Origin of the sequence: Paenibacillus sp. D9 (genome assembly GCF_001188365.1) — a bacterium.
In the GTDB taxonomy this organism is placed as follows: Bacteria; Bacillota; Bacilli; order Paenibacillales; family Paenibacillaceae; genus Paenibacillus_O; species Paenibacillus_O humicus.
Genome location: NZ_JZEJ01000001.1, coordinates 1,543,722 through 1,566,071 on the forward strand (window position 1 = coordinate 1,543,722; position 22,350 = coordinate 1,566,071).

At 60.8% G+C, this 22,350-nt stretch carries 20 protein-coding genes; 1 reads left to right on the forward strand and 19 read right to left on the reverse strand.

The features are described from left to right. Window positions 1-100 precede the first annotated feature (100 nt). The 8 genes from carB to lspA form a co-directional block, all read right to left on the reverse strand. A complete protein-coding gene (carB, locus tag VE23_RS07230; RefSeq protein ID WP_049867661.1) occupies window positions 101-3,313 on the reverse strand; it encodes a carbamoyl-phosphate synthase large subunit in 3,213 nt (1,070 codons plus the stop codon). Further along, window positions 3,300-4,445: a carbamoyl phosphate synthase small subunit gene (locus VE23_RS07235; protein WP_048748552.1), complete on the reverse strand. Its 1,146-nt coding sequence runs from the start codon at window positions 4,443-4,445 to the stop codon at window positions 3,300-3,302. Before VE23_RS07235 ends, carB begins: the two co-directional genes overlap by 14 nt. Before the next feature lie 12 nt (window positions 4,446-4,457). Further along, window positions 4,458-5,756 carry a dihydroorotase gene (locus tag VE23_RS07240; RefSeq protein WP_049867662.1) on the reverse strand — a complete coding sequence of 433 codons (1,299 nt, stop codon included), beginning with the start codon at window positions 5,754-5,756 and terminating at the stop codon, window positions 4,458-4,460. A gap of 31 nt (window positions 5,757-5,787) precedes the next feature. Continuing rightward, entirely contained in the window at window positions 5,788-6,690 is a 903-nt protein-coding gene (locus VE23_RS07245) for an aspartate carbamoyltransferase catalytic subunit (RefSeq protein WP_049867663.1), read from the reverse strand. 6 nt (window positions 6,691-6,696) lie between these two features. Then, entirely contained in the window at window positions 6,697-7,251 is a 555-nt protein-coding gene (gene pyrR, locus VE23_RS07250; RefSeq protein WP_049869659.1) for a bifunctional pyr operon transcriptional regulator/uracil phosphoribosyltransferase PyrR, read from the reverse strand. Window positions 7,252-7,677: 426 nt separating this feature from the next. Continuing rightward, complete coding sequence (locus VE23_RS07255) at window positions 7,678-8,913, reverse strand: LL-diaminopimelate aminotransferase (protein WP_049867664.1); 1,236 nt, start codon at window positions 8,911-8,913, stop codon at window positions 7,678-7,680. Window positions 8,914-9,110: 197 nt separating this feature from the next. Next, window positions 9,111-10,088, reverse strand: a complete 978-nt coding sequence (locus VE23_RS07260) for an RluA family pseudouridine synthase (RefSeq protein ID WP_021879789.1) — start codon at window positions 10,086-10,088, stop codon at window positions 9,111-9,113. A gap of 39 nt (window positions 10,089-10,127) precedes the next feature. After that, a complete protein-coding gene (gene lspA, locus VE23_RS07265) occupies window positions 10,128-10,649 on the reverse strand; it encodes a signal peptidase II (protein WP_048748554.1) in 522 nt (173 codons plus the stop codon). Window positions 10,650-10,804: 155 nt separating this feature from the next. Here lspA and VE23_RS07270 point away from each other — a divergent pair, with 155 nt between their 5' ends. Next, the gene (locus VE23_RS07270) at window positions 10,805-11,509 is read left to right on the forward strand and encodes a TraR/DksA C4-type zinc finger protein (RefSeq protein ID WP_048748555.1); all 705 of its coding nucleotides are present in this window, start codon (window positions 10,805-10,807) and stop codon (window positions 11,507-11,509) included. A gap of 139 nt (window positions 11,510-11,648) precedes the next feature. On the opposite strand, the gene VE23_RS07275 is transcribed toward VE23_RS07270, so the two are convergent. From VE23_RS07275 to VE23_RS07325, 11 genes are all read right to left on the reverse strand, one after another. Beyond that, window positions 11,649-11,984 (reverse strand): DUF5665 domain-containing protein, encoded by a 336-nt coding sequence (locus tag VE23_RS07275; RefSeq protein WP_048748556.1) that lies wholly within the window; start codon window positions 11,982-11,984, stop codon window positions 11,649-11,651. A 263-nt stretch (window positions 11,985-12,247) separates the two neighbouring features. Further along, window positions 12,248-15,349 (reverse strand): isoleucine--tRNA ligase, encoded by a 3,102-nt coding sequence (gene ileS, locus VE23_RS07280; RefSeq protein ID WP_049867665.1) that lies wholly within the window; start codon window positions 15,347-15,349, stop codon window positions 12,248-12,250. A 456-nt stretch (window positions 15,350-15,805) separates the two neighbouring features. Beyond that, entirely contained in the window at window positions 15,806-16,303 is a 498-nt protein-coding gene (locus VE23_RS07285) for a DivIVA domain-containing protein (RefSeq protein WP_048748558.1), read from the reverse strand. Between the two features lie 217 nt (window positions 16,304-16,520). Continuing rightward, window positions 16,521-17,303, reverse strand: a complete 783-nt coding sequence (locus VE23_RS07290) for a YlmH family RNA-binding protein (RefSeq protein WP_021879796.1) — start codon at window positions 17,301-17,303, stop codon at window positions 16,521-16,523. 9 nt (window positions 17,304-17,312) lie between these two features. Beyond that, entirely contained in the window at window positions 17,313-17,582 is a 270-nt protein-coding gene (locus VE23_RS07295; protein WP_021879797.1) for a YggT family protein, read from the reverse strand. Between the two features lie 7 nt (window positions 17,583-17,589). Then, window positions 17,590-18,036 carry a cell division protein SepF gene (locus VE23_RS07300; RefSeq protein WP_048748559.1) on the reverse strand — a complete coding sequence of 149 codons (447 nt, stop codon included), beginning with the start codon at window positions 18,034-18,036 and terminating at the stop codon, window positions 17,590-17,592. Continuing rightward, on the reverse strand, window positions 18,033-18,749 hold the full coding sequence (locus tag VE23_RS07305) for a YggS family pyridoxal phosphate-dependent enzyme (protein ID WP_048748560.1): 717 nt from the start codon (window positions 18,747-18,749) through the stop codon (window positions 18,033-18,035). Before VE23_RS07305 ends, VE23_RS07300 begins: the two co-directional genes overlap by 4 nt. Window positions 18,750-18,754: 5 nt before the next feature. Next, a complete protein-coding gene (gene pgeF / locus VE23_RS07310; protein WP_048748561.1) occupies window positions 18,755-19,615 on the reverse strand; it encodes a peptidoglycan editing factor PgeF in 861 nt (286 codons plus the stop codon). A gap of 118 nt (window positions 19,616-19,733) precedes the next feature. Then, window positions 19,734-20,018, reverse strand: coding sequence for a YlmC/YmxH family sporulation protein (locus tag VE23_RS07315; protein WP_048748565.1), 285 nt, complete (start codon window positions 20,016-20,018; stop codon window positions 19,734-19,736). A 143-nt stretch (window positions 20,019-20,161) separates the two neighbouring features. Further along, complete coding sequence (sigG, locus tag VE23_RS07320) at window positions 20,162-20,944, reverse strand: RNA polymerase sporulation sigma factor SigG (protein ID WP_021880987.1); 783 nt, start codon at window positions 20,942-20,944, stop codon at window positions 20,162-20,164. Between the two features lie 200 nt (window positions 20,945-21,144). After that, entirely contained in the window at window positions 21,145-22,350 is a 1,206-nt protein-coding gene (locus VE23_RS07325; RefSeq protein ID WP_049867666.1) for a hypothetical protein, read from the reverse strand.

Below are 22,350 nucleotides of genomic sequence, written 5' to 3' on the forward strand. Positions count from 1 at the left end.
TTATGGGCATAGAGAACGGCCATGCTCCGCGAATCGGCGCCGGATCCTCCGCAGGAGGCGTTCCGGCGACAAGCCGCGAGGCTGGCCGTGCATCATGGAATTATTGCAGCACCGGCATCGGATTGGAGCTGAAGTTGATCGTCTCCAGCATCTTCAGCAGCGCGCGGACCGTATCGAGCGACGTCATGCAGACGACGCCGTTCTCGACCGCCTCGCGGCGGATGCGGAAGCCGTCGCGCTCCGGCGTCTTGCCTTTGGTGAGCGTATTGAAGACGAACTGCGCCTTGCCGCTGCGGATGAGGTCGAGGATGTTCGGAGATCCCTCGCTCAGCTTGTTCACATGCTCGACGATGATGCCCGCTTTCTCCAGAGACTCGGCCGTGCCGCCGGTCGCGATGATCTTGTAGCCGATGGCGTAGAAGCCCTTCAGCAGCTCGATCGCTTCTTCCTTGTCCTTGTCGGCGACGGTGGCGATGATCGATCCTTGCAGCGGAATCTTCATGCCGGCGCCGATGAGGCCTTTGTACAGAGCCTTCGCATACTGCTCGTCGCGGCCCATGACCTCGCCGGTCGACTTCATCTCCGGCGTCAGCGTCGGGTCGACGCGGCGCAGCTTGGCGAAGCTGAATACCGGCACCTTGACGGAGACGAAGCTGTCCTCCGGCCAGAGGCCGTCGACATGGCCGAGCTCGGCCAGCTTCGTGCCGAGAATGGCGCGCGTCGCGAGATTCGCCATCGGCAGGTTGGTCACCTTGCTGAGGAACGGAACCGTGCGCGAGGAACGCGGATTGACTTCGATGACATAGGCTTTGTCGTTATGGATGACGAACTGGATGTTGACCAGCCCGACGACTTTGAGCGCCTTGGCGATCGAGATCGTAATGTCGACGATCTGCTGCTTGATCTCCGCGGACAGCGACTGCGGCGGATAGACCGCGATGGAGTCGCCGGAGTGGACGCCTGCGCGCTCCACATGCTCCATGATGCCGGGAATGACGACCGTCTCGCCGTCGCAGATCGCGTCGACCTCGGCTTCCTTGCCGAGCATGTAGCGGTCGATCAGCACCGGATGCTCCGGATTGATCTTCACCGCTTCCGCCATATAGCCGACCAGCTCCTCGTCGGAGTAGACGATTTCCATCGCGCGTCCGCCGAGCACGTAGGAAGGACGGACCAGCACCGGATAGCCGAGGCGGCCAGCCGTTACGACAGCCTCCTCGAGGTTGGTCACCGTGCTGCCTTCCGGCTGTGCGATGTCCAGGCTGCGGAGTAGCGCTTCGAACTTCTTGCGGTCCTCCGCGGTATCGATGCTCTCCAGGCTGGAGCCGAGAATCCGGACGCCGGCCGCAGCCAGCGGAGCCGCCAGGTTGATCGCCGTCTGGCCGCCGAACTGGACGATGACGCCGATCGGCTTCTCCTGCTCGATGACGTTCATGACGTCCTCGAAGAACAGCGGCTCGAAATACAGCCGGTCCGAAGTGCTGAAGTCGGTCGATACCGTCTCCGGGTTGTTGTTGATGATGACGGCTTCATAGCCGGCCTTTTGAATCGCCCACACCGCATGCACGGTGGAGTAGTCGAACTCGATGCCCTGGCCGATGCGGATCGGGCCGGAGCCGAGCACGAGCACCTTCTCCTTGTCCGTCTCCAGCACTTCGTTCTCCACCTCGTACGTGGAGTAGTAGTACGGGGTCGTCGCTTCGAACTCGGCGGCGCAGGTATCGACCATCTTGTATACCGGGCGCAGCTGCTGCTCGTGGCGGAAGGAGCGGATTTCCGCTTCCGTCGTCATCGTCGCCTGGCTGCCCTCGCGGCGGATCTCGGCGATCGAGCGGTCGGAGAAGCCCTTGCGCTTCGCCTGGTACAGCAGCTCCTTGGTCAGGCCGGGCGCGCGGCGAAGCTCGTCCTCGAAGGCGACGATGCCTTCGATCTTGTCGAGGAACCACCAGTCGACCTTCGTGATGTCCTGGATGTCGGAGAGCGTCCAGCCGCGGCGGAACGCTTCGGCGATGAGGAACATGCGCTCGTCGTCGGGTTTGGCCAGGCGGGTGCGGAGCACTTCGTCGGACAAGCCGGCCGCGTCCTTCAGGTGGAAGCGATGAGCGCCGATCTCAAGCGAGCGGATCGCCTTGTGCATCGATTCCTCGAACGTGCGGCCGATCGCCATGACTTCGCCGGTCGCTTTCATCTGCGTGCCGAGCTTCCGGTTGGCGCCGGTGAACTTGTCGAACGGCCAGCGCGGAATTTTGGACACGATGTAGTCGAGCGTCGGCTCGAAGCAGGCGTAGGTTTGTCCCGTTACCGGGTTGACGATCTCGTCCAGCGTATAGCCGACGGCGATCTTCGCCGCCATCTTGGCGATCGGATAGCCGGTCGCCTTGGAGGCGAGCGCCGAGGAGCGGCTGACGCGCGGGTTGACCTCGATGACGTAGTATTGGAAGCTGAACGGATCCAGCGCGAACTGCACGTTGCAGCCGCCCTCGATGTTCAGGGCGCGGATGATCTTGAGCGACGCGGAGCGCAGCATCTGGTACTCGCGGTCCGACAGCGTCTGGCTCGGCGCTACGACGATGGAATCGCCCGTATGCACGCCGACCGGATCGAAGTTCTCCATGTTGCAGACGACGATGCAGTTGTCGTTGGCGTCGCGCATGACCTCGTACTCGACTTCCTTCATGCCGGCGATCGATTTCTCGATCAGGCACTGGCCGATCGGGCTGTAGCGGATGCCGGACGATACCGTCTCGAGCAGCTCCTCTTCGGTGGCGCAGATGCCGCCGCCCGTGCCGCCGAGCGTGTAGGCCGGACGCACGATGATCGGATAGCCGATCGAGTTCGCGAAGTCGACCGCCTCCTCGACCGTCGTGACGATGACGCTCTCCGGCACCGGCTGCTCCAGCTCGCGCATCAGGTCGCGGAACAGGTCGCGGTCCTCGGCCTTCTCGATGGCCGACAGCTGCGTGCCGAGCAGCTTGACGTTCTCGCGCTCCAGCACGCCGGCGCGGGCGAGCTCGACCGCCATGTTGAGGCCGGTCTGGCCGCCGAGCGTCGGCAGCAGTCCGTCGGGACGCTCCTGGCGGATGATCTGGGACACGAAGTCCAGCGTGATCGGCTCGATGTACACCTTGTCGGCCATGTTCGTGTCGGTCATGATCGTGGCCGGGTTGCTGTTGATCAGCACGACCTCGTAGCCTTCTTCCTTCAGCGCCTGGCAGGCCTGGGTTCCGGCGTAGTCGAACTCGGCGGCCTGGCCGATGACGATCGGGCCGGAGCCGATGACGAGGATTTTTTTGAGCAGATTATTTCTGGGCATACAGCAGCTCTCCTTTGGACGCATCCGACAGCTGGGCTTGGCGCGGTCTGGACGGGTTGTTGCGGCGGTGGGTGCGGATCATCTCCAGGAACTCGTCGAACAGATAGCTGGAATCGAACGGCCCTGGAGCCGCCTCGGGATGGTATTGGACCGAGAAAGCCGGATATTCGTTATGCTTCAGGCCTTCAATCGTCTTGTCGTTGTTGTTGATATGGGTCACGGTCAGCTGCGTGCCGGCGATCGACGCCTCGGGCACGGTGTAGCCGTGGTTCTGGCTCGTAATGTAGCAGCGGCCGGTGGCCAATTCCTTGACGGGATGGTTGCCGCCGCGATGGCCGAATTTCAGCTTCTCGGTATCCGCGCCGCAGGCGAGGGCGAACAGCTGATGGCCGAGGCAAATGCCGAAGATCGGGTACTCGCCGAGCAGCTGCTTCACCGTCTCCACCGCGTAAGGAACGTCCTGCGGATCCCCAGGGCCGTTGGACAGCTGGATGCCGTCCGGATTCAGGCGGCGGATCGTCTCCGCGGACGTGTCATGCGGCACGACGACGACGTCGCAGCCGCGCTTGGTCAGCTCGCGCAGGATGCCGCTCTTGGCGCCAAAGTCCATGAGCACGATGCGCTCGCCGAAGCCGGGGCTCGTGAACACCTGCTTCGTCGACGTGCGGGCGACCTGATCGGTCATCAGGGATGCGCCGGTCAGCTGCTCGACGATCGCCTCGACGCGCTCATTGCCCGTCGTGATCATGCCCTTCATCGTGCCGAAGTGGCGCAGCTTGCGGGTGAGCATCCGGGTGTCGATCTCGCTGATCGCCGGGATGCCGTGCTCCTTGAGCAGCCGGTCGAGGGATACCTGGGCGCGCCAGTTGCTCGGCACCGGCTCGTGGCGGCGAACCGCAAAGCCGTGGATGAACGGAGCGACCGTCTCGAAGTCGTCGCGGGTGATGCCGTAGTTGCCGATGAGCGGGTACGTCATCGTGACGATTTGGCCGCAATAGGACGGATCGGAGAGAACCTCCTGGTAGCCTGTGATGCCTGTATTGAAAACAACCTCGCCGGGTTTGGATGTCTCGGCGCCGAACGACTGGCCCGCAAATACGGTTCCGTCCTCAAGTATCAGTCTAGCTTGCATCCGTATCACTCCTTAAGCTGTATGGTTGGACCAGACGACGCTGCCGCCCACGACGGTGGCGACAGGCCAACCGTGAAGCTTCCAGCCGCCGAACGGCGTGTTATGGGATTTGGAATGGAATTTCTCGGGCTCGACGGCAAGCTCGCTCTCCAGATCGAGAACGGCGATGTCGGCCGGCGCTCCCGCTTCCAGGCGGCCGCTGTCGAGGCCGAACACGGAGGCCGGAATCTCGGTCATGCGGCGGAGCAGGAAGCCGAGCGTCCATTTGCCGGTGCGGACGAAGGTCGTGTACAGCAGCGGGAAGGCCGTCTCGAAGCCGACGATGCCGAACGGCGCGAGCTGCATGCCGCGGGCTTTCTCCTCCTCGGCATGAGGAGCGTGATCGGTGACGATCATGTCGATCGTGCCGTCCTCCAGCCCTTGCAGCACAGCCTCCACGTCGCGCGGCGTCCGCAGCGGCGGGTTCATCTTCCAGTTGGAATCCATGCCCGGAATGTCCTCGTCGCTCAGCACCAGATGATGCGGGCATACTTCCGCCGTCACCTTGACACCGACCGACTTCGCCAGACGGATCAGCCGGACCGACTGCTCCGTGCTGACATGACACACATGGTAGTGGACGCCGGTCGCCTCGGCGAGCAGCACGTCGCGGCCGACATGGATCGCTTCCGATTCGTTCGGAATGCCCTTGATGCCGTTGTCGCGGGCGAATTTGCCCTCGGATACGTACAGCCCTTCGACGAGGCTGTCATCCTCGCAATGCGCGATGATCGGCATGCCGATCGACTCCGCCAGCGCCATCGCGTCCTTCATCATCGCGGCGCGCTGCACGCCGACGCCGTCGTCCGTGAAGCCGATCGCGCCGGCTTCCTTGAGCGCCGCGAAGTCGGTCAGCTCTCGTCCCAGCTGGTTTTTGGAGATCGCCGCGTAAGGCAGCACCTTGACCCCGTTGCCTTCCGTGCGCGCCTTGTCCAGCACGTAGCGGACCGTCTCCGGCGTGTCGATGGCAGGCCGCGTGTTCGGCATGCAGGCGATCGTCGTGAAGCCGCCCGCCGCCGCGGAGCGCGTGCCCGTGGCGATATCTTCCTTATGCGTGAAGCCCGGGTCGCGCAGATGGACGTGCATGTCGATGAAGCCTGCCGACACCAGCTTGCCCGAAGCGTCCAGCACCTCGTCCGAGGCGGCTGCCGGAGCTTCTCCTCCGACGATCTCCGCGATGACGCCGTTCTCGATGCGGATATGCTTCTTCTCCAGCTCCCCGGCCGCGTCGTTCCAGATCAGGCCGTTCACTACCCATTTGATGGATGCCATGTATGTGTTCAATCTCCTCTCGTGAGTCCCGTTAACCTCTGAGTGCCCGTTCAATGACCGCCATCCGCACCGGAACCCCGTTCTGCATCTGGGGGAAAATCCTCGACTGCGGATGCTCGACCAGATCGCCGTCGATCTCCACGTCCCGGTTGACCGGAGCCGGATGCATGATGATGGCGTGAGGCGCGATCCGCGCCGCCCGCTCGACCGTCAGGCCGTACTGCTGCCGGTACTCCTCTGCCGACTTGATCATCCCGTCCTCATGCCGCTCCAGCTGCACGCGCAGCATCATGACGACATCCGCCCGGATCGCTTCCTCGATGCCGATGTAGGGTGCGTCCAGCTCGCCGGCCCTCATGTTGCCGGGGGCGCAGAAGCTGACCTTGGCGCCCATCTCCCGCAGGCCGATCAGGTTCGATCTGGCGACGCGGCTGTGCTTGATGTCCCCGATGATCGAAACGCTCAGTCCGCTCAGGCTGCCGAACTGCTGGCGCATCGTGTACATGTCCAGCAGCGCTTGCGTGGGATGCTCGTTGTTGCCGTCGCCGGCATTGATGAGAGGCACCTTGATCCGCTCCGCGAGCTCCTGCAGCACGCCGGCCGGCTTCAGCCGGATGACGCCCGCATCGATGCCCATCGACTCCAGCGTCCTTACGGTGTCGTAGATGGATTCGCCCTTCTGCACGCTCGATACCGCAGCGGAGAAGTTCAGCACCTCGGCGCCGAGGCGCTTCTCTGCCACTTCAAAGCTGAATCGCGTGCGGGTGCTGTTCTCGAAGAACATATTCGCCACGAAGCGCCCTGCCAGCGCATCGCCGACCTTCACGCTCTGCTGCTCCCAGTAGGCCGCCCTCGACAGGATGGACTCGATCTCTTCCCGGCCCATCCCCTTCAGCCCGAGCAGGCTTCTCTGCATCAGCTGTATTGCCGTCATATCCGCTCATCCTCCTTGATGAATGATTGTCACGATGTCTTCCCCGTCCACTTCAGTCAGCGCTACGCGGATGTTCTCTTCCTTGGAGGTTGGCACGTTCTTGCCTACATAATCGGGACGGATCGGCAGCTCCCGGTGTCCGCGGTCCACGAGCACGGCAAGCTGGATCGACTGCGGCCGGCCCTGATCCATCAAGGCGTCCATCGCCGCGCGGATCGTGCGTCCGGTGTACAGGACGTCATCGAACAGGATGACACGCTTGTCGTGGATCAGAAGCGCGTTGCCGGCTCCGTCTGTCGTCGCGAAGCGGATCGTCTCTCCTTCGACGCGCCGGTCATCCCGGTATCCCGTAATGTCGAGCTCGCCGCAAGCGACCGGCGTGCCTTCGATTTCGCGGATCTGTTCGGCGATCCTGCGCGCCAGGTAGACGCCGCGGGTGCGGATGCCGATCAGCACGCAGTTCTCGATGCCCTTGTTCTTTTCGACGATTTCGTGGGAAATCCGGGTGAGTCCACGGCGGATGGCCGTGTCGTCCATGATGGCTCGTTTCTCGTTCAGGATCATGGGGCTGCTGCTCCTTCCGGCCGGTTGGGACCGGTCCGATTCGTTAGGCTTATCCTCTGTCAGCGGGACAAAAAAAACTCTCCTTGCCGGGTACATCAGCAAGGAGAGAGTTTTAGAAGCCGCGCAGGGAGAAGAGGGCATGATCGGCCGCGCGGCAGGACAAGCCAGGGGCATGGCCATGCAGGGCCACGCACCTCGCTTCGTCCCGGCCGCTCGCGCCGGATGCCGATGTGATCTTCTTCCTGACAGCGGCTGCTGTTCACGCTACCTTGCCAGCCTCTCTGGACTGAGTTAAAGGTACTGCCGTTATCGGTACTGATTATCCCATGCGCCAGCGAGGAAGTCAACCGCTAAAAACGATATTTTTGCATAAAAATACCCCGTTGTGTATAAATACAACGGGGGTTTCCGGTCTTTGGGATATTATAGGCTGAGATTGCGGATGCGCTCAACCGCTTTTTCCGTGTTCTCGCGGCTGCCGAACGCTGTCAGGCGGAAGTAGCCTTGACCGCTCTGGCCGAAGCCGACGCCCGGCGTGCCGACGATGTTCGCTTCCGACAGCAGCTTGTCGAAGAACGCCCAGGAATCCATGCCCTTAGGCGTTTTCAGCCAGATGTACGGAGCGTTGACGCCGCCGAACACTTCAAGGCCGAGCGAGGCCAGACCGTCGCGGATGATGCGGGCATTCGTCATGTAATAATCGACGAGGCCGGAGATCTGATCCTTGCCTTCAGCGGAGTAGATCGCTTCCGCGCCGCGCTGGGTCACGTAGGAGACGCCGTTGAATTTGGTCGTGTGGCGGCGGTTCCACAGGTCGTTGACGACGACTTCGCTGCCGTCCTTGTCAAAGCCCTTGAGCTCGCGCGGCACGACGGTGTAGGCGCAGCGGATTCCCGTGAAGCCGGCCGTTTTGGAGAAGCTGCGGAACTCGATGGCGACTTCGCGCGCGCCCTCGACTTCATAGATGCTGTGCGGAACGTCTGCTTCGGTAATGAAAGCCTCGTACGCCGAGTCGAACAGGATGAGGCAGTTGTTCTCGCGCGCATAGTCGACCCATACCTTGAGCTCGTCCTTCGTCAGCGTCATGCCGGTCGGGTTGTTCGGGTAGCACAGATAGATCAGGTCCACCTTGCGGTCCGGCAGGGAAGGCTTGAAGTCGTTCTCCGCCGTGCAGTCCAGGTAGACGATGTTCTCGTAGCGGCCGATTCCGCTGTCGAACAGGCCGGAGCGGCCCGCCATGACGTTCGTGTCGACGTACACAGGGTACACAGGATCCTGAACGGCTACGATGCTGTCCGTGCTGAAGATTTCCTGGATGTTGCCGACATCGCATTTGGAGCCGTCGCTGACGAATACTTCATTGGACTTGATATCCACGCCGCGCGCCTTGTAGTCGTTCTCGATGATGGCGTTCACGAGGAAATCATAGCCCTGCTCAGGGCCGTAGCCGCGGAAGGTGCCCGGAACAGCCAGCTCGTCGACGGCAGCGTGCATCGCCTTGGTGACGGCCTCCGGGAGCCCGCGGGTCACGTCGCCGATGCCGAGGCTGATGATCTCCGCCTGCGGATTGTCCTGGATGAACTTTGTGCGGCGCTTGGCAATTTCCGAGAACAGGTAGCTGCCCTGCAGATTGAGGAAGTTGGAGTTGATTTGAGTCATGGAATGGAATCACCTTTCGTCCTGTATGATAGGCCCCGGTCGAAGGTCGCGATGCCGCTCGTCCGGCTGCCGGCTACAATCCAGCATAGCTCAGCGTGGAAGTGGTTTTAATAGAGCATTTCGAGAAATGTTTGCATTAATTGCCTCTCGCCCGGCACAGATTGCTGCGCAATTGACTTCATCCCGGCAGGGAAAAATCAACGGTTTCTCAGGCTGTGCAGCACATGCTGCATATCGTCGGGAATCGGCGCTTCGAACTGCAGCCGCTCTCCCGTACGGGGATGCGTGAATCCGAGCACAGCGGCATGGAGCGCCTGGCCGGCCAGAGCGACTGTCTTGGCGCGTCCGTATACCGGGTCTCCCGCCAGCGGATGCCCGATATATTTGAGATGGACGCGGATTTGATGCGTGCGGCCGGTCTCCAGCTGAAGCTCCAGCAGCGTATAGTCGCCGAGCCGCTCGATCACGTTGAAGTGCGTCACGGCGTGCTTGCTGCCTTTTGTCGTGACGGTGAACATTTTGCGGTCCTTGTCGTCGCGTCCGATCGGAGCGTCGATGGTGCCGATGTCGTGATGCATGTTCTCATGCACCAGGGCGATGTACTTGCGGGTGACGCTGTGATCCTTGAGCTGCGCCGCCAGCGACAGATGGGCAAGGTCGTTTTTGGCCGCCATGAGCAGGCCGGACGTATCCTTGTCGATGCGGTGGACGATTCCGGGGCGCAGCATGCCGTTGATGCCCGACAGATCCTTGCAATGGAACATCAGCGCATTGACGACCGTGCCGGACGAATGGCCGGGAGCCGGATGCACGACCATGCCGCGAGGCTTGTTGATGACGATGACGTCTCCGTCCTCGTAGACAATGTCCAAAGGAATATCCTCCGGCACGATTTCAGCGGCCTGAGGCTCGGGTACGGCAACCTGCAGCAGATCGCCTTCGGAGAGCTTGTAGTTGGCTTTCGCAGGGCGCCCGCCTACGAGAGCAGCCCCCGAGGCGATCCATTCCTGCACCTGAGTGCGAGAAACGGAAGGGTCGTTCACCTTGTCCGTAATGAACTTGTCGAGACGCGTCTTGGCGTCCTCGGCTGCGACCGTCCATTCCAGGACAGGCTCGGCCCCATGCTCCTCGTCGAGGCCGGAGACGCTTGGGTTGATAGTGGTTTCTTCATTCATGCGTGATTCAGTCCTTACTTCATTGTTGGTAGTCGCCGATTAAGCGCCGCTCGTGCTGTCGCTTGCGCCGGGCTGATCCGCTTCCGGAGAAGCGGCATTGCGCCGCTCGCCGAGGAAGGTATCGAGAATGATGAGCCCGACTCCGATCGTGATGGCCGTATCCGCCAGGTTGAATACCGGGAACGAATAGGAGCCGAAGTTGAAGGAGAGGAAATCGACGACATGTCCGTACAGGAGACGGTCGATGAAGTTGCCCAGAGCTCCTCCGAGCACGAGTCCGAGCGCCGTCAGCAGCAGCGTCCGCCCCGATTTCCGGCTTTGGTGGATGTACCACATGATGCCTGCCGCCACGGCGAGCGTGATCAGCAGGAAGAAGGCGCGCTTGCCCTCCAGAATGCTGAAGGCCGCCCCCGTATTGCGGATGGATGTGATGACAAAAAAATTCCCGATTACTTTAAGCTGCTCGTACAGCTCGAGCCGGCTGGAAATGACCCATTTGCTGAGCTGGTCCAAAACGATGACGACGAGCGCCAACCAATATGAATACCCTTTGAGCCTCAAGCGATTCCCTCCTCATCCGTCCCATTGTAGCATATCGCTTCAGCAAGGAGCCACCGCGGAGGCGGCCGTGCCGTTTCCATAGAAGCCCATCTCTAATCGAGACGATAATCGACCACACTAGTATCGATATATCTGTGAAAGGTGTGTGTCAAACGATGCCTCATTCCGACTCGTTTCTTGCCCGCATGCGCGGGCGGCTGATCCAAGAAAAACAGGAGCTGGAACTGCTGCGCAAGGAAACCCAGCATGACGGCCTGCTCAATTCCCTCCGGGACGAGACGGGCGAGCTGTCCACGATCGACAACCATCCGGGAGATATCGGCACGGAAATGTTCGAGCGCGAGAAGGATCTCATGCTCCAGGACAAGCAGGACATGCAGCTGGTCCGGGTCGAATCCGCGCTTGCCGCGATGGAGGACGGCTCGTATGGAACCTGCATCCAGTGCGGCGCCGATATTCCCACGGAGCGTCTTGAAGCGCTGCCCGATACCCGCTACTGCATCGATCATGCGCCGCGCGATCATGTGTCGCACAGCCGTTCCGACGCCTTGTCCCTGCTGCCGATGCCCTTCGGCCAGTCCGACAAGGACGACGACGCGTACAACGGCTTCGACGGCGAGGACGCCTGGCAGATCGTCGAGCGCTGGGGCAATGCCGACTCCCCGGCCATGGCCGAGATTCCAGGAGACAGCTACGACAACGTGGGCAGTGAGGCCGGCGAGAACGACGGGTACGTGGAGCCTTTGGAGAGCTTCCTCGCTACCGATATTACCGGCACGCATGTCTCTGTTGTCCGGAATCGGGAGTACAAGCAGTACATGGAGCAAGGAGAAGGCGAGGAGCTCGGAGAGGAAGAGTAGTCGGAAGGCTGCGAAGCCTGCAGCCCTTCGCCGCCGCCTGCCGCAGCTCCGTCCGATTCGACAGGCCGAAACCGCCTGAATTCTGCCTCATCGGAATGATTCCGGTCCGTTCCTCCTTCGACGAATGAACGCTTGAATGTTATTGATAGCCGTTTTTGCCCTCCAGCTGGATCTGAACGATTCGGACAATATCCGCGATGTAGTCGCCGATAATGGGAAGATTCAGCTGGCCGAGGGCTTGAAGGATGTACAATATCGTTGCGGCAAATACGGTCAGCCCGATCGCGTACCCGACCCCTCTGGAGATGCCGGCGACGACGTTGCGCCATATGAGCGACAGCGGCCGATTGAGCAGATCCACGTATCCGGCCATTTGAGAGCGTTCCAGATCCATTGCGATCTTCTCCAGCCGATCCTCGAGCCGGCTGCTTTTTTCGAGCTCAGCCCGTTCTTCCCTGCGCTTGTCTTCGCCCATGCCCCGCCTCCGTTCGTTTTCCTGGACGTCCTCTCTTCTTCCGGCTGCTTTGCTTTCTCGACGCGAAAAAGAGGCTTGGACTTTCGTCCGTTCGACCTCTAGTATGTCCGATTGGAGTCTGGAGGATTCTTCCTCTTCCTAAGCCGAATGCAGCCGAGCAGGCAGACAAGAAACCCCCTGAAGGGATTCCTTCAGGGGGTCGGCTTTGGCTGGCGCCATGGAGCAGCCGGAACTCATTCCGCTGCCGGCCTGGACCGAACCGTTCAGCGGATGAGCAGGCCGAACTCGCGTTCTCCGAAAGCGACTCTTTCCATGCCTTCGGCGCTATCAAACGAGACGCTGCTCAGCAGGACGCTGTCCTGCAGCAGGCTGTCGAATGCCTGGAGAGCAGCCGTCAGCTCCGCATCGGCATCAAGCACGAGATCGACGCGCTTCTCGATCGGCAGATCGAGCTTCTTGCGCGTGTCCTGCACGGCGCGGATGACTTCCCGCACCCAGCCCTCCTGCTCCAGCTCCGGCGTGATGTCCGTATTGAGCGCGACCGTGAGGCCGCCGCCCGATGCGGACGCGAAGCCCGGCTTCGCCTGCTTCTCCACGAGCAGCTCGTCTAGAGCGACCGGAACGTCCTCGCCGTCAGGCGTCGTGAAGACGAAGCTCCCTCCTTGAACGATCGCGCGGGCCGTATCGGCATCGAGAGCTTTCAGATGAGCCTGGATCGGCCCGACGTTCTTGCCGAATTTCTTGCCCGCCACCTTGAGGTTGAGCTTCAGCGCGAAGTCGACGAAGCCGCTGTCGGAATGCTCCACCGTAATGCCCTTCACATTGATCTCATCCTTGATGATGTGTTCGTATTCGGCAAGCTCGAAGTCGCCGCTCAGAGAAACGATCAGCTCGGATAGCGGCTGGCGGGTTTTGATGCCCGTCTCGTTGCGCACGTTGCGGGCCAGCTCGACGATCTGGCGGGCCGTCTCCATGTCGCGCTCAAGCGCTTCGTCGATGGCGGCATCGTCGACGACCGGATAGTCGGCGAGATGGACGCTGCCCTTTCCGCCCAGATTTCCATATACGTCCTCGGCAAGCAGCGGCGCGTAAGGAGCGATCAGCTTCGACAGCGTCAGCAGCACATGCCGCAGCGTGCGGTAGGCGTCCAGCTTGTCGCCGGTCAGGCCGCTGCCCCAGAAGCGGTCGCGCGAGCGGCGAATGTACCAGTTGCTCATCTCGTCGACGAAGGCCTCGATGGCCTTGGCGGAATTGAGGAAATCCCAGCCTTCCAGCCCTTTGACGACGTCGCGCACGAGCGAGTTGAGACGGGAGACGATCCAGCGGTCCAGCTTCGCCTCGGAAGCCTGAAGCGGATCGGAAGCGGGATCGTACCCGTCGATGTCCGCATACAGAGCGAAGAACGCATGCGTGTTGACGATCGTATCAATGACCTTCGACTTGGCTTCTCCGACAATCCCGCGCGAGAACTTCTTGCTGTTCCATGGAGCGCTGTCGGCCAGCAATGCCCAGCGGAACGCATCGGTGCCGTACTCGTTGATGATTTCCCACGGGTCGATGACGTTGCCTTTGGACTTCGACATTTTCTGGCCGCTCTCGTCGAGTACATGGCCCGTAGAGATGACGGCCTTGTAAGGGGCGCGTCCGTTATACAGCGTCGAGACGGCCAGCAGGCTGAAGAACCAGCCGCGCGTCTGGTCGATGCCCTCGCAGATGATGTCCGCCGGATACTGCTCGGCGAAGCGGCCTTCGTTCTCGAACGGATAATGCTGCTGGGCGAACGGCATGGAGCCGCTGTCGAACCAGACGTCGATGACTTCAGGCGTGCGGGTCATGACCGCCCCCTCCGCGAACGGACTGTGCAGCTTCACTTCGTCGACATACGGCTTGTGAGGCTCGAAGTCCTCCGGCAGCTCCGTCGTCGCGCGCGCCCGCAGGTCGGCGAGGCTGGACGGCGCGTATTCCTTGCCGGTCGCTTCGCAGATCCAGACGTTGAGCGGCGTTCCCCAGTAGCGGTTGCGGCTGATGTTCCAGTCGACGAGATCCTCGAGGAATTTGCCGAAGCGGCCCTCGCGGATATGGCCCGGATACCAGTCCACGCCGTTGTTGTTGGCGATGAGCTGATCCTTGACGGCCGTCGTCTCGATGAACCAGCTTTCCGTGGCGTAGTACAGCAGCGGCGATTTGCAGCGCCAGCAGAACGGATAGCTGTGCTCGTACTTCTCTTTGGAGAAGAGCAGTCCCTTCTCGCTCAGCTTGCGCACGATCTCGATGTCGACCTCTCCGTCCTTGACGAAGCGGCCGGCCCAATCCGTTATCTCGTCGATATAGCGGCCCTGCGAGTTGACGACGGCCAGCAGCCCGATGCCGTTTTTGCGGGCGGCCTTGTAGTCGTCGTCGCCATGGGCCGGCGAAATGTGGACCATGCCCGTGCCGCTTGTGTCGCTGACGAAGTCCGCGCCGATGACGACATGGCCGTTCTCGATCGGGACATAATTGAACGGCGCTTCATACGGAAGTCCGATCAGCTCGGAGCCCTTCACGCTGCCGACGATTTCCGGCTTGTCATCCCCCTTGAACACGCTCTCCACAAGGCTCTCGGCGACGAAGTACACCTCGCCGTCCCGCTTCACCTTGGAGTAGGTCAGCTCCGGATTGACGGCGATGGCCGTGTTCGCAGGAAGCGTCCATGGGGTCGTCGTCCATGCGAGCAGATGGCCTTCCCCATTTTTCAGCGGGAACTTGACGGTCGCGCTGAGATCCTTGACATCCTCGTAGCCTTGCGCCACTTCATGCGAGCTGAGAGTCGTCTGGCAGCATGGGCAGTACGGGCTGACGCGGTGGCCGCGATACAGCAGACCTTTGCCATGGATGGTGGACAGGATATGCCATACGCTCTCGATGTAGCTGTTCTTCAGCGTGATGTACGGATCGTCCATATCCGTCCAATAGCCGATCGCTTCCGTCAGCTCGCGCCATTGGCGCTCGTATTCGAACACGCTGTCCTTGCATTTCTGGACAAAGGCCTCGACGCCGTAGTTCTCGATCTCCTGCTTGCCGGAAATGCCGAGCTGTTTCTCCACGCCCAGCTCGACCGGCAGGCCATGCGTATCCCAGCCCGCTTTGCGGATGACGCGGTAGCCCGACATCGTCTTGTAGCGGCCGATGAAGTCCTTGATGACGCGGCCCAGCACGTGGCCGATGTGGGGAGCCCCGTTTGCTGTCGGCGGCCCTTCATAAAAGACGAAGTTCGGCTTGCCCTCCCGGTTTTCGATCGAGGCCTTGAACGTCCCTTCCTCTCTCCATCTCGCCAGCACCCGCTCCTCGCGGCTTCTCGCCTTTTCCTTGACATCCACTCTCTGCATACTTGACACGCCCTTCTCTTGAGAAAATAAAAAAGCCCGCCCCTGTGTAAAGGGGCGAGCATGACTCGCGATACCACCCTAATCGCCCTGTCGCCGTGGAAACAGGTCCCTGATTGGACCGTGCTTCGCCTCAGCATAGGCATCTCAGCAGCGGATGCATATCTGCCATCCGCGTTCCCTATAACGTGGGACTGCCGGCGGGGCTTACTCGGCACGAAGCGCACAAGGCTCCGGGCTGTTCGGCTCCGCTTCTCGGAGAGGATGTTCGGCTGAAGTTCGAACGCCGGCTTGCAGCAGGATGCCGGCTCTCTGGGGAACGACCGTTCAGCGTACTCGTTCTCGTCGACGAAATTGACTGTTATCCATCATGTCGCGATAAGGACCTGCAGGTCCATTATCGTCGCCAAAATCTATTTCTATACTACATACAGCAGTCCCTGCGTGTCAACCGCCGCTCTAATAGTTCGAGCCTTCCAGAGACAGGCTGCTCGAGGCGTTCTCCAGCTTGTCCCAGCCGTCCTGGGCGAGCAGCTCGAGCTGCGCCTCGACCAGCGTCCGGAAGCGGGTCCGGTAAATTGAAGCCTGTTTCTTGAGCTCCTCCACTTCCAGCGACACCTTGCGGGATTTCATCATGGAGTCGTTGACGATGCGGTCGGCATTCTTCTCCGCTTCCTTGATGATCAGCTGCGCTTCCTTCTTGGCGTTGCCCCTCACCTCGTCCGCCGCCTCCTGGGCGACGATGATCGTCTTGCTCAGCGTCTCCTCGATATTGGCGAAGTGGTTGAGCTTCTCCTGCAGGTTCAGGATCTGGTTCTGAAGATCCTTGTTCTCGCGGATGAGCGCCTCGTAGTCCTTGATGACCTGGTCCAGGAATTCATTGACCTCATCCTCGTCGTAGCCGCGAAGTCTTCTTCCGAATTCCTTGTTATGTATGTCCAATGGCGTCAGCGGCATTGGGGCACCTCCTGTTGGGTTTGTTCTCGTCGTAAGCCGATCGTTGGTGATATCCCAATTCGACAGTTCCGGGCAAATTCCTGCAAATTTCTGATCCACGCCAAAAATATCCGTCCTCCCTATATCGGTCGGGACGGCGGCATTTTTTGCTGTCCATATAAGGATGGCTCCATGCAGCGCATGGAGCCGAGCCGTCCTAGCTCCCGGGGAGCCGGTTTCAGATGAATTTGCCTGCCTTGACGCGTATCCGGCCTTTCTTGGTCATCCCGTCGACCTCCAGCAGCTTGAACCTGCCGAGTCCCTTGATGGACACGACATCTCCTTCGCGCAGCTGCTTCGAAGGATCCTCCTCGCCCTTCCAGTTGACCCGGCAGCGCCCGGCCCGGATCGGCTCGACGATCTTCGCCCGGCTGATCCGATAGACGTCGCTGCAGATGCCGTCCAGCCGCATGGACGCGACCGTGAAGCTCATCTCTTCCATCCGGCTGACGACCGGGCGCAGCTCCGACAGCGGCTTGACCGCCGTCAGCACGCTGAGCTTGTGGACCTGGCGGAAATGCACGTTCAGGAAGCCGGCAATCTCGTCCGCGACAAGCAGCTGGGCTCCATCCGGACCGACATGGATGTCTCCGATGCGGTCGCGCTTGATTCCGAGCCCCAGGACGGCTCCCAAGTAGTCGCCGTGATCCAGCTCCAGATGGCCGCCGGATACAGCTTGCACTTCAAGGACGGATATGCCCGTATCCTCGCCCTCCAAATAACGATACGAGGGAGCAATCAGCGCCCGCCTGCGCTCCGCTCCCTCGTATCCTCCATCCAATCGAACGCCGACGTCGGGCTCCCGATTCGCGAGCGACATCAGAATCGATGCCTGCCGGGGATCGAGGAAATCCGTCCGCTTCAGCTCGTGAAGCTGGGCCGAGCGTCCGATCCACTCCAGGGCGCGGTCGACGAAAGGCCGCTCCTCCGGATGAAAATGCTCATAAAGGCCGTCTGCCACTGGGCTGCCTTAGGAGAAGAAGAAGCCCAGCACGCCGATGATGCCTTGCGCGACAAAGCGCAGAGCGATCAGGGCGACGATCGGGCTGATGTCCAGCATGCCGCCGATCGGCGGGATGAAGCGGCGGAAGATGCTGAGATAAGGCTCGACGATCTTGCCGAGGAACTGGCCGATGAAGCTCTCGCGGGCGTTGGGCAGCCATGAAAGCAGAATGTATCCGAAAATCATAAAGTAGTAAATCGATTCCAGGGTGTGGACGATCTCTTTGACTTGCTCCAAGCCAAGGTCACCTCATTTTTCTGTAGTCTTCGTCAGCAAGCATTTCGGTTATGGTGCCCTGAACATCGACAGAATCCGGCGTGCAGAGAAAAATATTCGGGCCGAGCTTGGAAATGCTTCCGTTCAGCGCATATACGGTGCCGCTGAGGAAGTCGACGATCCGCACGGCCAGATCCGTCCGGACGCGCTGCAGGTTCACGATGACGGAACGCCGGTTGCGCAGATGGTCGGCGATCTCCTGCGCCTCGTCATAGGAACGGGGTTCGTTCAGCACGACGCGCATGTTCTTCTGCGAATGGATGCTGACGATATTGCTGCCTTTGGTTGGTTTACGCATTTCGGATGCCGAGGTTTCAACTTCGTGATCCTCATGCTGATGGACGGGCTCGCGCTCGATGATCTCTTCTTCGTCCTGCAAGCCGAAATAGTTCATGAACCGGTTAAGCACCTTCATACCAGCTCCTCCTCTTTGCCTACGAGAATGGTTCCAAGCCGCACCCATGTCGCGCCTTCCTCAACCGCTGCCTCGAAGTCGCCCGACATTCCCATCGAGAGCTCCGTCAGCGGCTCCGCGAACCAGCTCTCGCGGTTGGCCAGCTCCATCAGCTCCCGCAGTCCGCGGAAGACCGGACGCGCTGCCTCGGAATCCTCGTCGTGAGGCGCCATCGTCATGAGGCCGATCGGCTTCACGCCAGGATAGGCCGCAAGACCCGAGGCGAGATCCCGGAGCTGCTCCGGGGCGATGCCGTGCTTGGAATGTTCCGCGGATACATTGACTTGAATGAAGCATGGGACCACGATGCCGAGGCTCCTGGCCTTCTTGTCGATTGCATCCGCCAGGGAAAGCCTGTCCAGCGAATGGATGTATGTAAACTTGCCTATGACGTCCTTCACCTTGTTCGTCTGCAGCGAACCGATAAAATGCCAGACGGGAGCTTCTCCCGCTCCGCAGGAGCCTTCCGGAAACGCCTCCCACTTGTCCTTGGCGTCCTGCCAGCGGTTCTCGCCGAGATGGACGCAGCCGCTGTCCAGCGCTTCCCTGGTCCTCCCGAGCGATACATACTTCGTCACCGCGATGACGTTCACTTCCTCCGGGCTGCGCCCGCTCCGGGCGCAAGCCTCCGCGATCCTTCTATCCACTTCCGCCTTCCGCTCTGACAGCGACAAAAGCGTCACCTGCTTTCCATGCCGATCCAGCTTGCCATCCGCCCCGTGCCGCCGCCTTCCATCCGATGGGAGAAGAACAAATCCATGCGGCAGCCGGTGCACCACTGCGTAACTTCTATATTCGACGGCATAATTCCTGCTTTTATCATAATCTGTCGGTTGAGCTCTTTCAAGTTCAGCCGGCCGTGGCCCGGCGTCTCGCCGTGAATGACCGGGTCGGCTGAAGCGATTCCAGCTTCGGCAAGCTCGCCGAGCAGCGGGCGGACGCGCCCCAGGACGGCTTCGTCGACCTCGTAGCAGCATGCTCCGATCGACGGTCCGACAGCTCCGCGGATGTCGGCAGGCTTGCTCCCGTACCGGCTGCCCATCGCTTCGACGGTCGCGCGGGCGATTCCCCCTACGGTTCCCTTCCAGCCCGCATGGGCAAGCGCCACCGCTCCTCTGGACGGGTCCCAGAAGTACAAGGGCACGCAGTCGGCGTAAAAGGAAACGAGCAGAACGCCCGGCTCATCCGTCATCAGCGCGTCCGTATCCGGGACGGCCGTCGCGCGCGAATCGCGTCCGCGCCCGGCATCGCCGCGGCTGATGGCCTGGACGGCGCAGCCATGCACCTGCTCTCCGCAGGTGAAGGACTCATAGGGCCAGCCAAGCGCATCAGCCAGCCGCATGCGGTTCGTCCGGACAGACGCGTCGTCGTCCCCGACATGCAGCCCCATATTCAGGGAAGCCCAAGGCTCCCGGCTGACGCCGCCCTGCCGTCCGGTGAAGCCGGCCGTAACGCTGCCGCCGCCGGTCCATGATTCCAATAAAAAAAGCGAAGCTTCCTTCGCCGGGTTCCCGTTATCGCGCGGAACGAATGCCTCCATTTTGCCATCACCTCCAGCCTAGTGTACCATGGCCGGCGCGGAGCGGGGAAGGCGGGGCGGCTCCGCCGCGGCTTTTTCTGGCGGCTGTTCGCCAACAGGTTTTCCTCGCGGCTGTTCGCTACAGCTTCTCCTGGATGTCGTCATCCTCCAGATACGCCTTGACCCCGCCGGCGTTCTCCATCCGGACGAGCACGACGTCGGCGCCGATCTTGACGATGTTGCGCCACGGAATGATGAGATCCGCCCCGCTCCCGAACATGCCGAAGAAACGCGTGAAATTAGGCACGACGATGGAATCGATGCGCCCCTGCCTCAGATCGATTTCCATGTCGCTGATTTGGCCGAGCTTTTTGCCGTCGACGATATTGATGACGTCCTTGGTTTGGAATTCGGATATTTTCATGAGCATGCGCGCCGCACTTCCCGTCCTGGAGGTCTAGTGCTCCCAGTATATGACGGAAGGCGGCCGATCAGCCCAAGCCCGCATGAAAAAGGCGCCCGAAGGCGCCTGGAGTTCGTCATGGAGCCTGGCCGCAGCGGCCAGCCTCAGCTCTTGACATGCTTCTGAAGCTGCTGGATGGCCGACTTCTCGAGGCGGGACACCTGCGCCTGCGAGATGCCGATCTCGTCGGCCACCTCCATCTGCGTCTTGCCGTCGAAGAAGCGCATCGACAGAATCATCTTCTCGCGCTGGTTCAGCTTGTGCATCGCCTCGCGCAGGGCGATCTCCTCGATCCAGCTGATGTCCTTGTTGCGGTCGTCGCTGATCTGGTCCATCACGTAGATCGGGTCGCCGCCGTCATGATAGATCGGCTCGAACAGGGAAACCGGATCCTGGATGGCGTCCAGGGCGAAGACGACGTCCTCCTTCGGCACGCCGAGCGCCTCGGATATCTCGAAGATCGTCGGCTCGCGGGAATTCTGGTTCGTGAGGCTGTCGCGGACCTGCAGCGCCTTGTAGGCGATATCCCGCAGCGAGCGCGATACCCGGATCGGGTTGTTGTCCCGCAGGTAGCGGCGGATCTCGCCGATGATCATAGGGACGGCATATGTGGAAAACTTGACGTTTTGACTGAGGTCAAAATTATCGATGGCCTTCATGAGTCCGATGCAGCCGACCTGGAACAGGTCGTCCACGAATTCTCCCCGGTTGTTGAACCGCTGGATGACGCTGAGGACGAGCCTCAGGTTCCCGTTCACGAGCTTCTCTCTTGCGGACCACTCGTTCTGGGTCTGGAGAGCGGTGAACAGCTCCCTCATTTCGACGTTCGTAAGCACGGGGAGTTTGGAAGTATCCACTCCGCAGATCTCGACTTTATTTCGGGTCAATTGTGACTACCTCCCAAGGAGAAACATTAATAAGCATTATCTCCTCGGGCTTCATTTTTATTCCTGTTCCGACACCGTCCGACAGAGCCGCCAGAAGCCTGGAAACGCATCCAAACGACTGGCGGCGTGGAATTGCCGAGCAGTAATTCGACGAAAAAAAAGCCTCGGCGCTTGGCCTCGGCAAATAAGGAAAACGGGAGTCATTCCCCGTAGTAGTTGAACTGGAAATACTGGTAGTCCACACTCTGCGAATCGCTGTCCGTCCGCTCTACGGCGCCGCGGTATACAACCTTGCGCGTCTTCTCCTCGTAGACCACGACGGTAGGTATTTTATTCAGGATCAGGTTGTCGTATATCAATCCCTTCTCGAGCCGGATGCTGCGCAATCCCGCGCTGCCGCTACGATCAAGCTTCAAAGGCTCTGCCAACGGCTCTCCCGTCCGGGTGTCGAGGACATGAATGAGCGGCTCGGCATTCCGCTCGTTGAATGCATAGAGCTTTCCTTCGTGCAGCCTCGGCGCAAGCCCTTGCTTGAGCCGATCCATTCCCGCCTTGGGCAGATCCCAGGTATCGCCGCTGGCGTAATCGTAGCCGATGATGCGCCAATCTTTCAAAACCAGATCCTGTTCGGACCTAGCGGCATCCGGACCCTTGCGCTTGATCGTCTTCACATTGAGCATCACGGAAGAAGAGGGCTCAAGCTCCCGCACCTCGGCGATCAGCTCGACCGAAGTCTCCGTATAAGGGTCGGGATCCGGAACCGTTTGGTAAATTTCCTCCGCCTGCAGCAGCTCCCCGCTCTCCTTGTCGACGATATAATCCGTAAAAGTCCAGATCGCCGGGCCATTGCCCGGGCTGTCATGCTGTCCGCGCACCAGCAGGTGGATGCGGTTTTCTATCCGCTGGATGTCCAGAACGGTCTTGTCCTGGTAAAGGGGATTGTCCGCCTTCGCAGCATTCGCCCGAACGGGCACGGTGAATTCCTTGCTGCCGGAACCGGCAAGATCCAGAATACGAATCTTGACGGACGAAAGGCTGTCGTCCATATCGGCACCGATGACGAAATTCCCGTCCCGGTAGAACGACTCATCCTGCCGATGCCCGCGCATGAAGGAACGATGGGCGATAATGAGCTGGTTCCGCTCGGAAGAATAGCGGTCAGGCTGGATCAGATCGTCGAAGGGAGCGGATAAAAACAGGCTTCCCGTCCTTTCCCTGCGTCCGTCCGCCGACAAGCGGGAACCGAGTCCTTCCAAGACGAAGCCTTTCATCGCCTCCGTGCTTCCTTCCAGTGTAACGAGCTTGTATGGGGGATTGCTGTCGGAGCCGGCGGCTCCCGCATAAGCGGCCAGGACGGCGGCGCTTAGGACAGCAAGCCCGATGCTGTATCCGTATCTTCTTCTCAT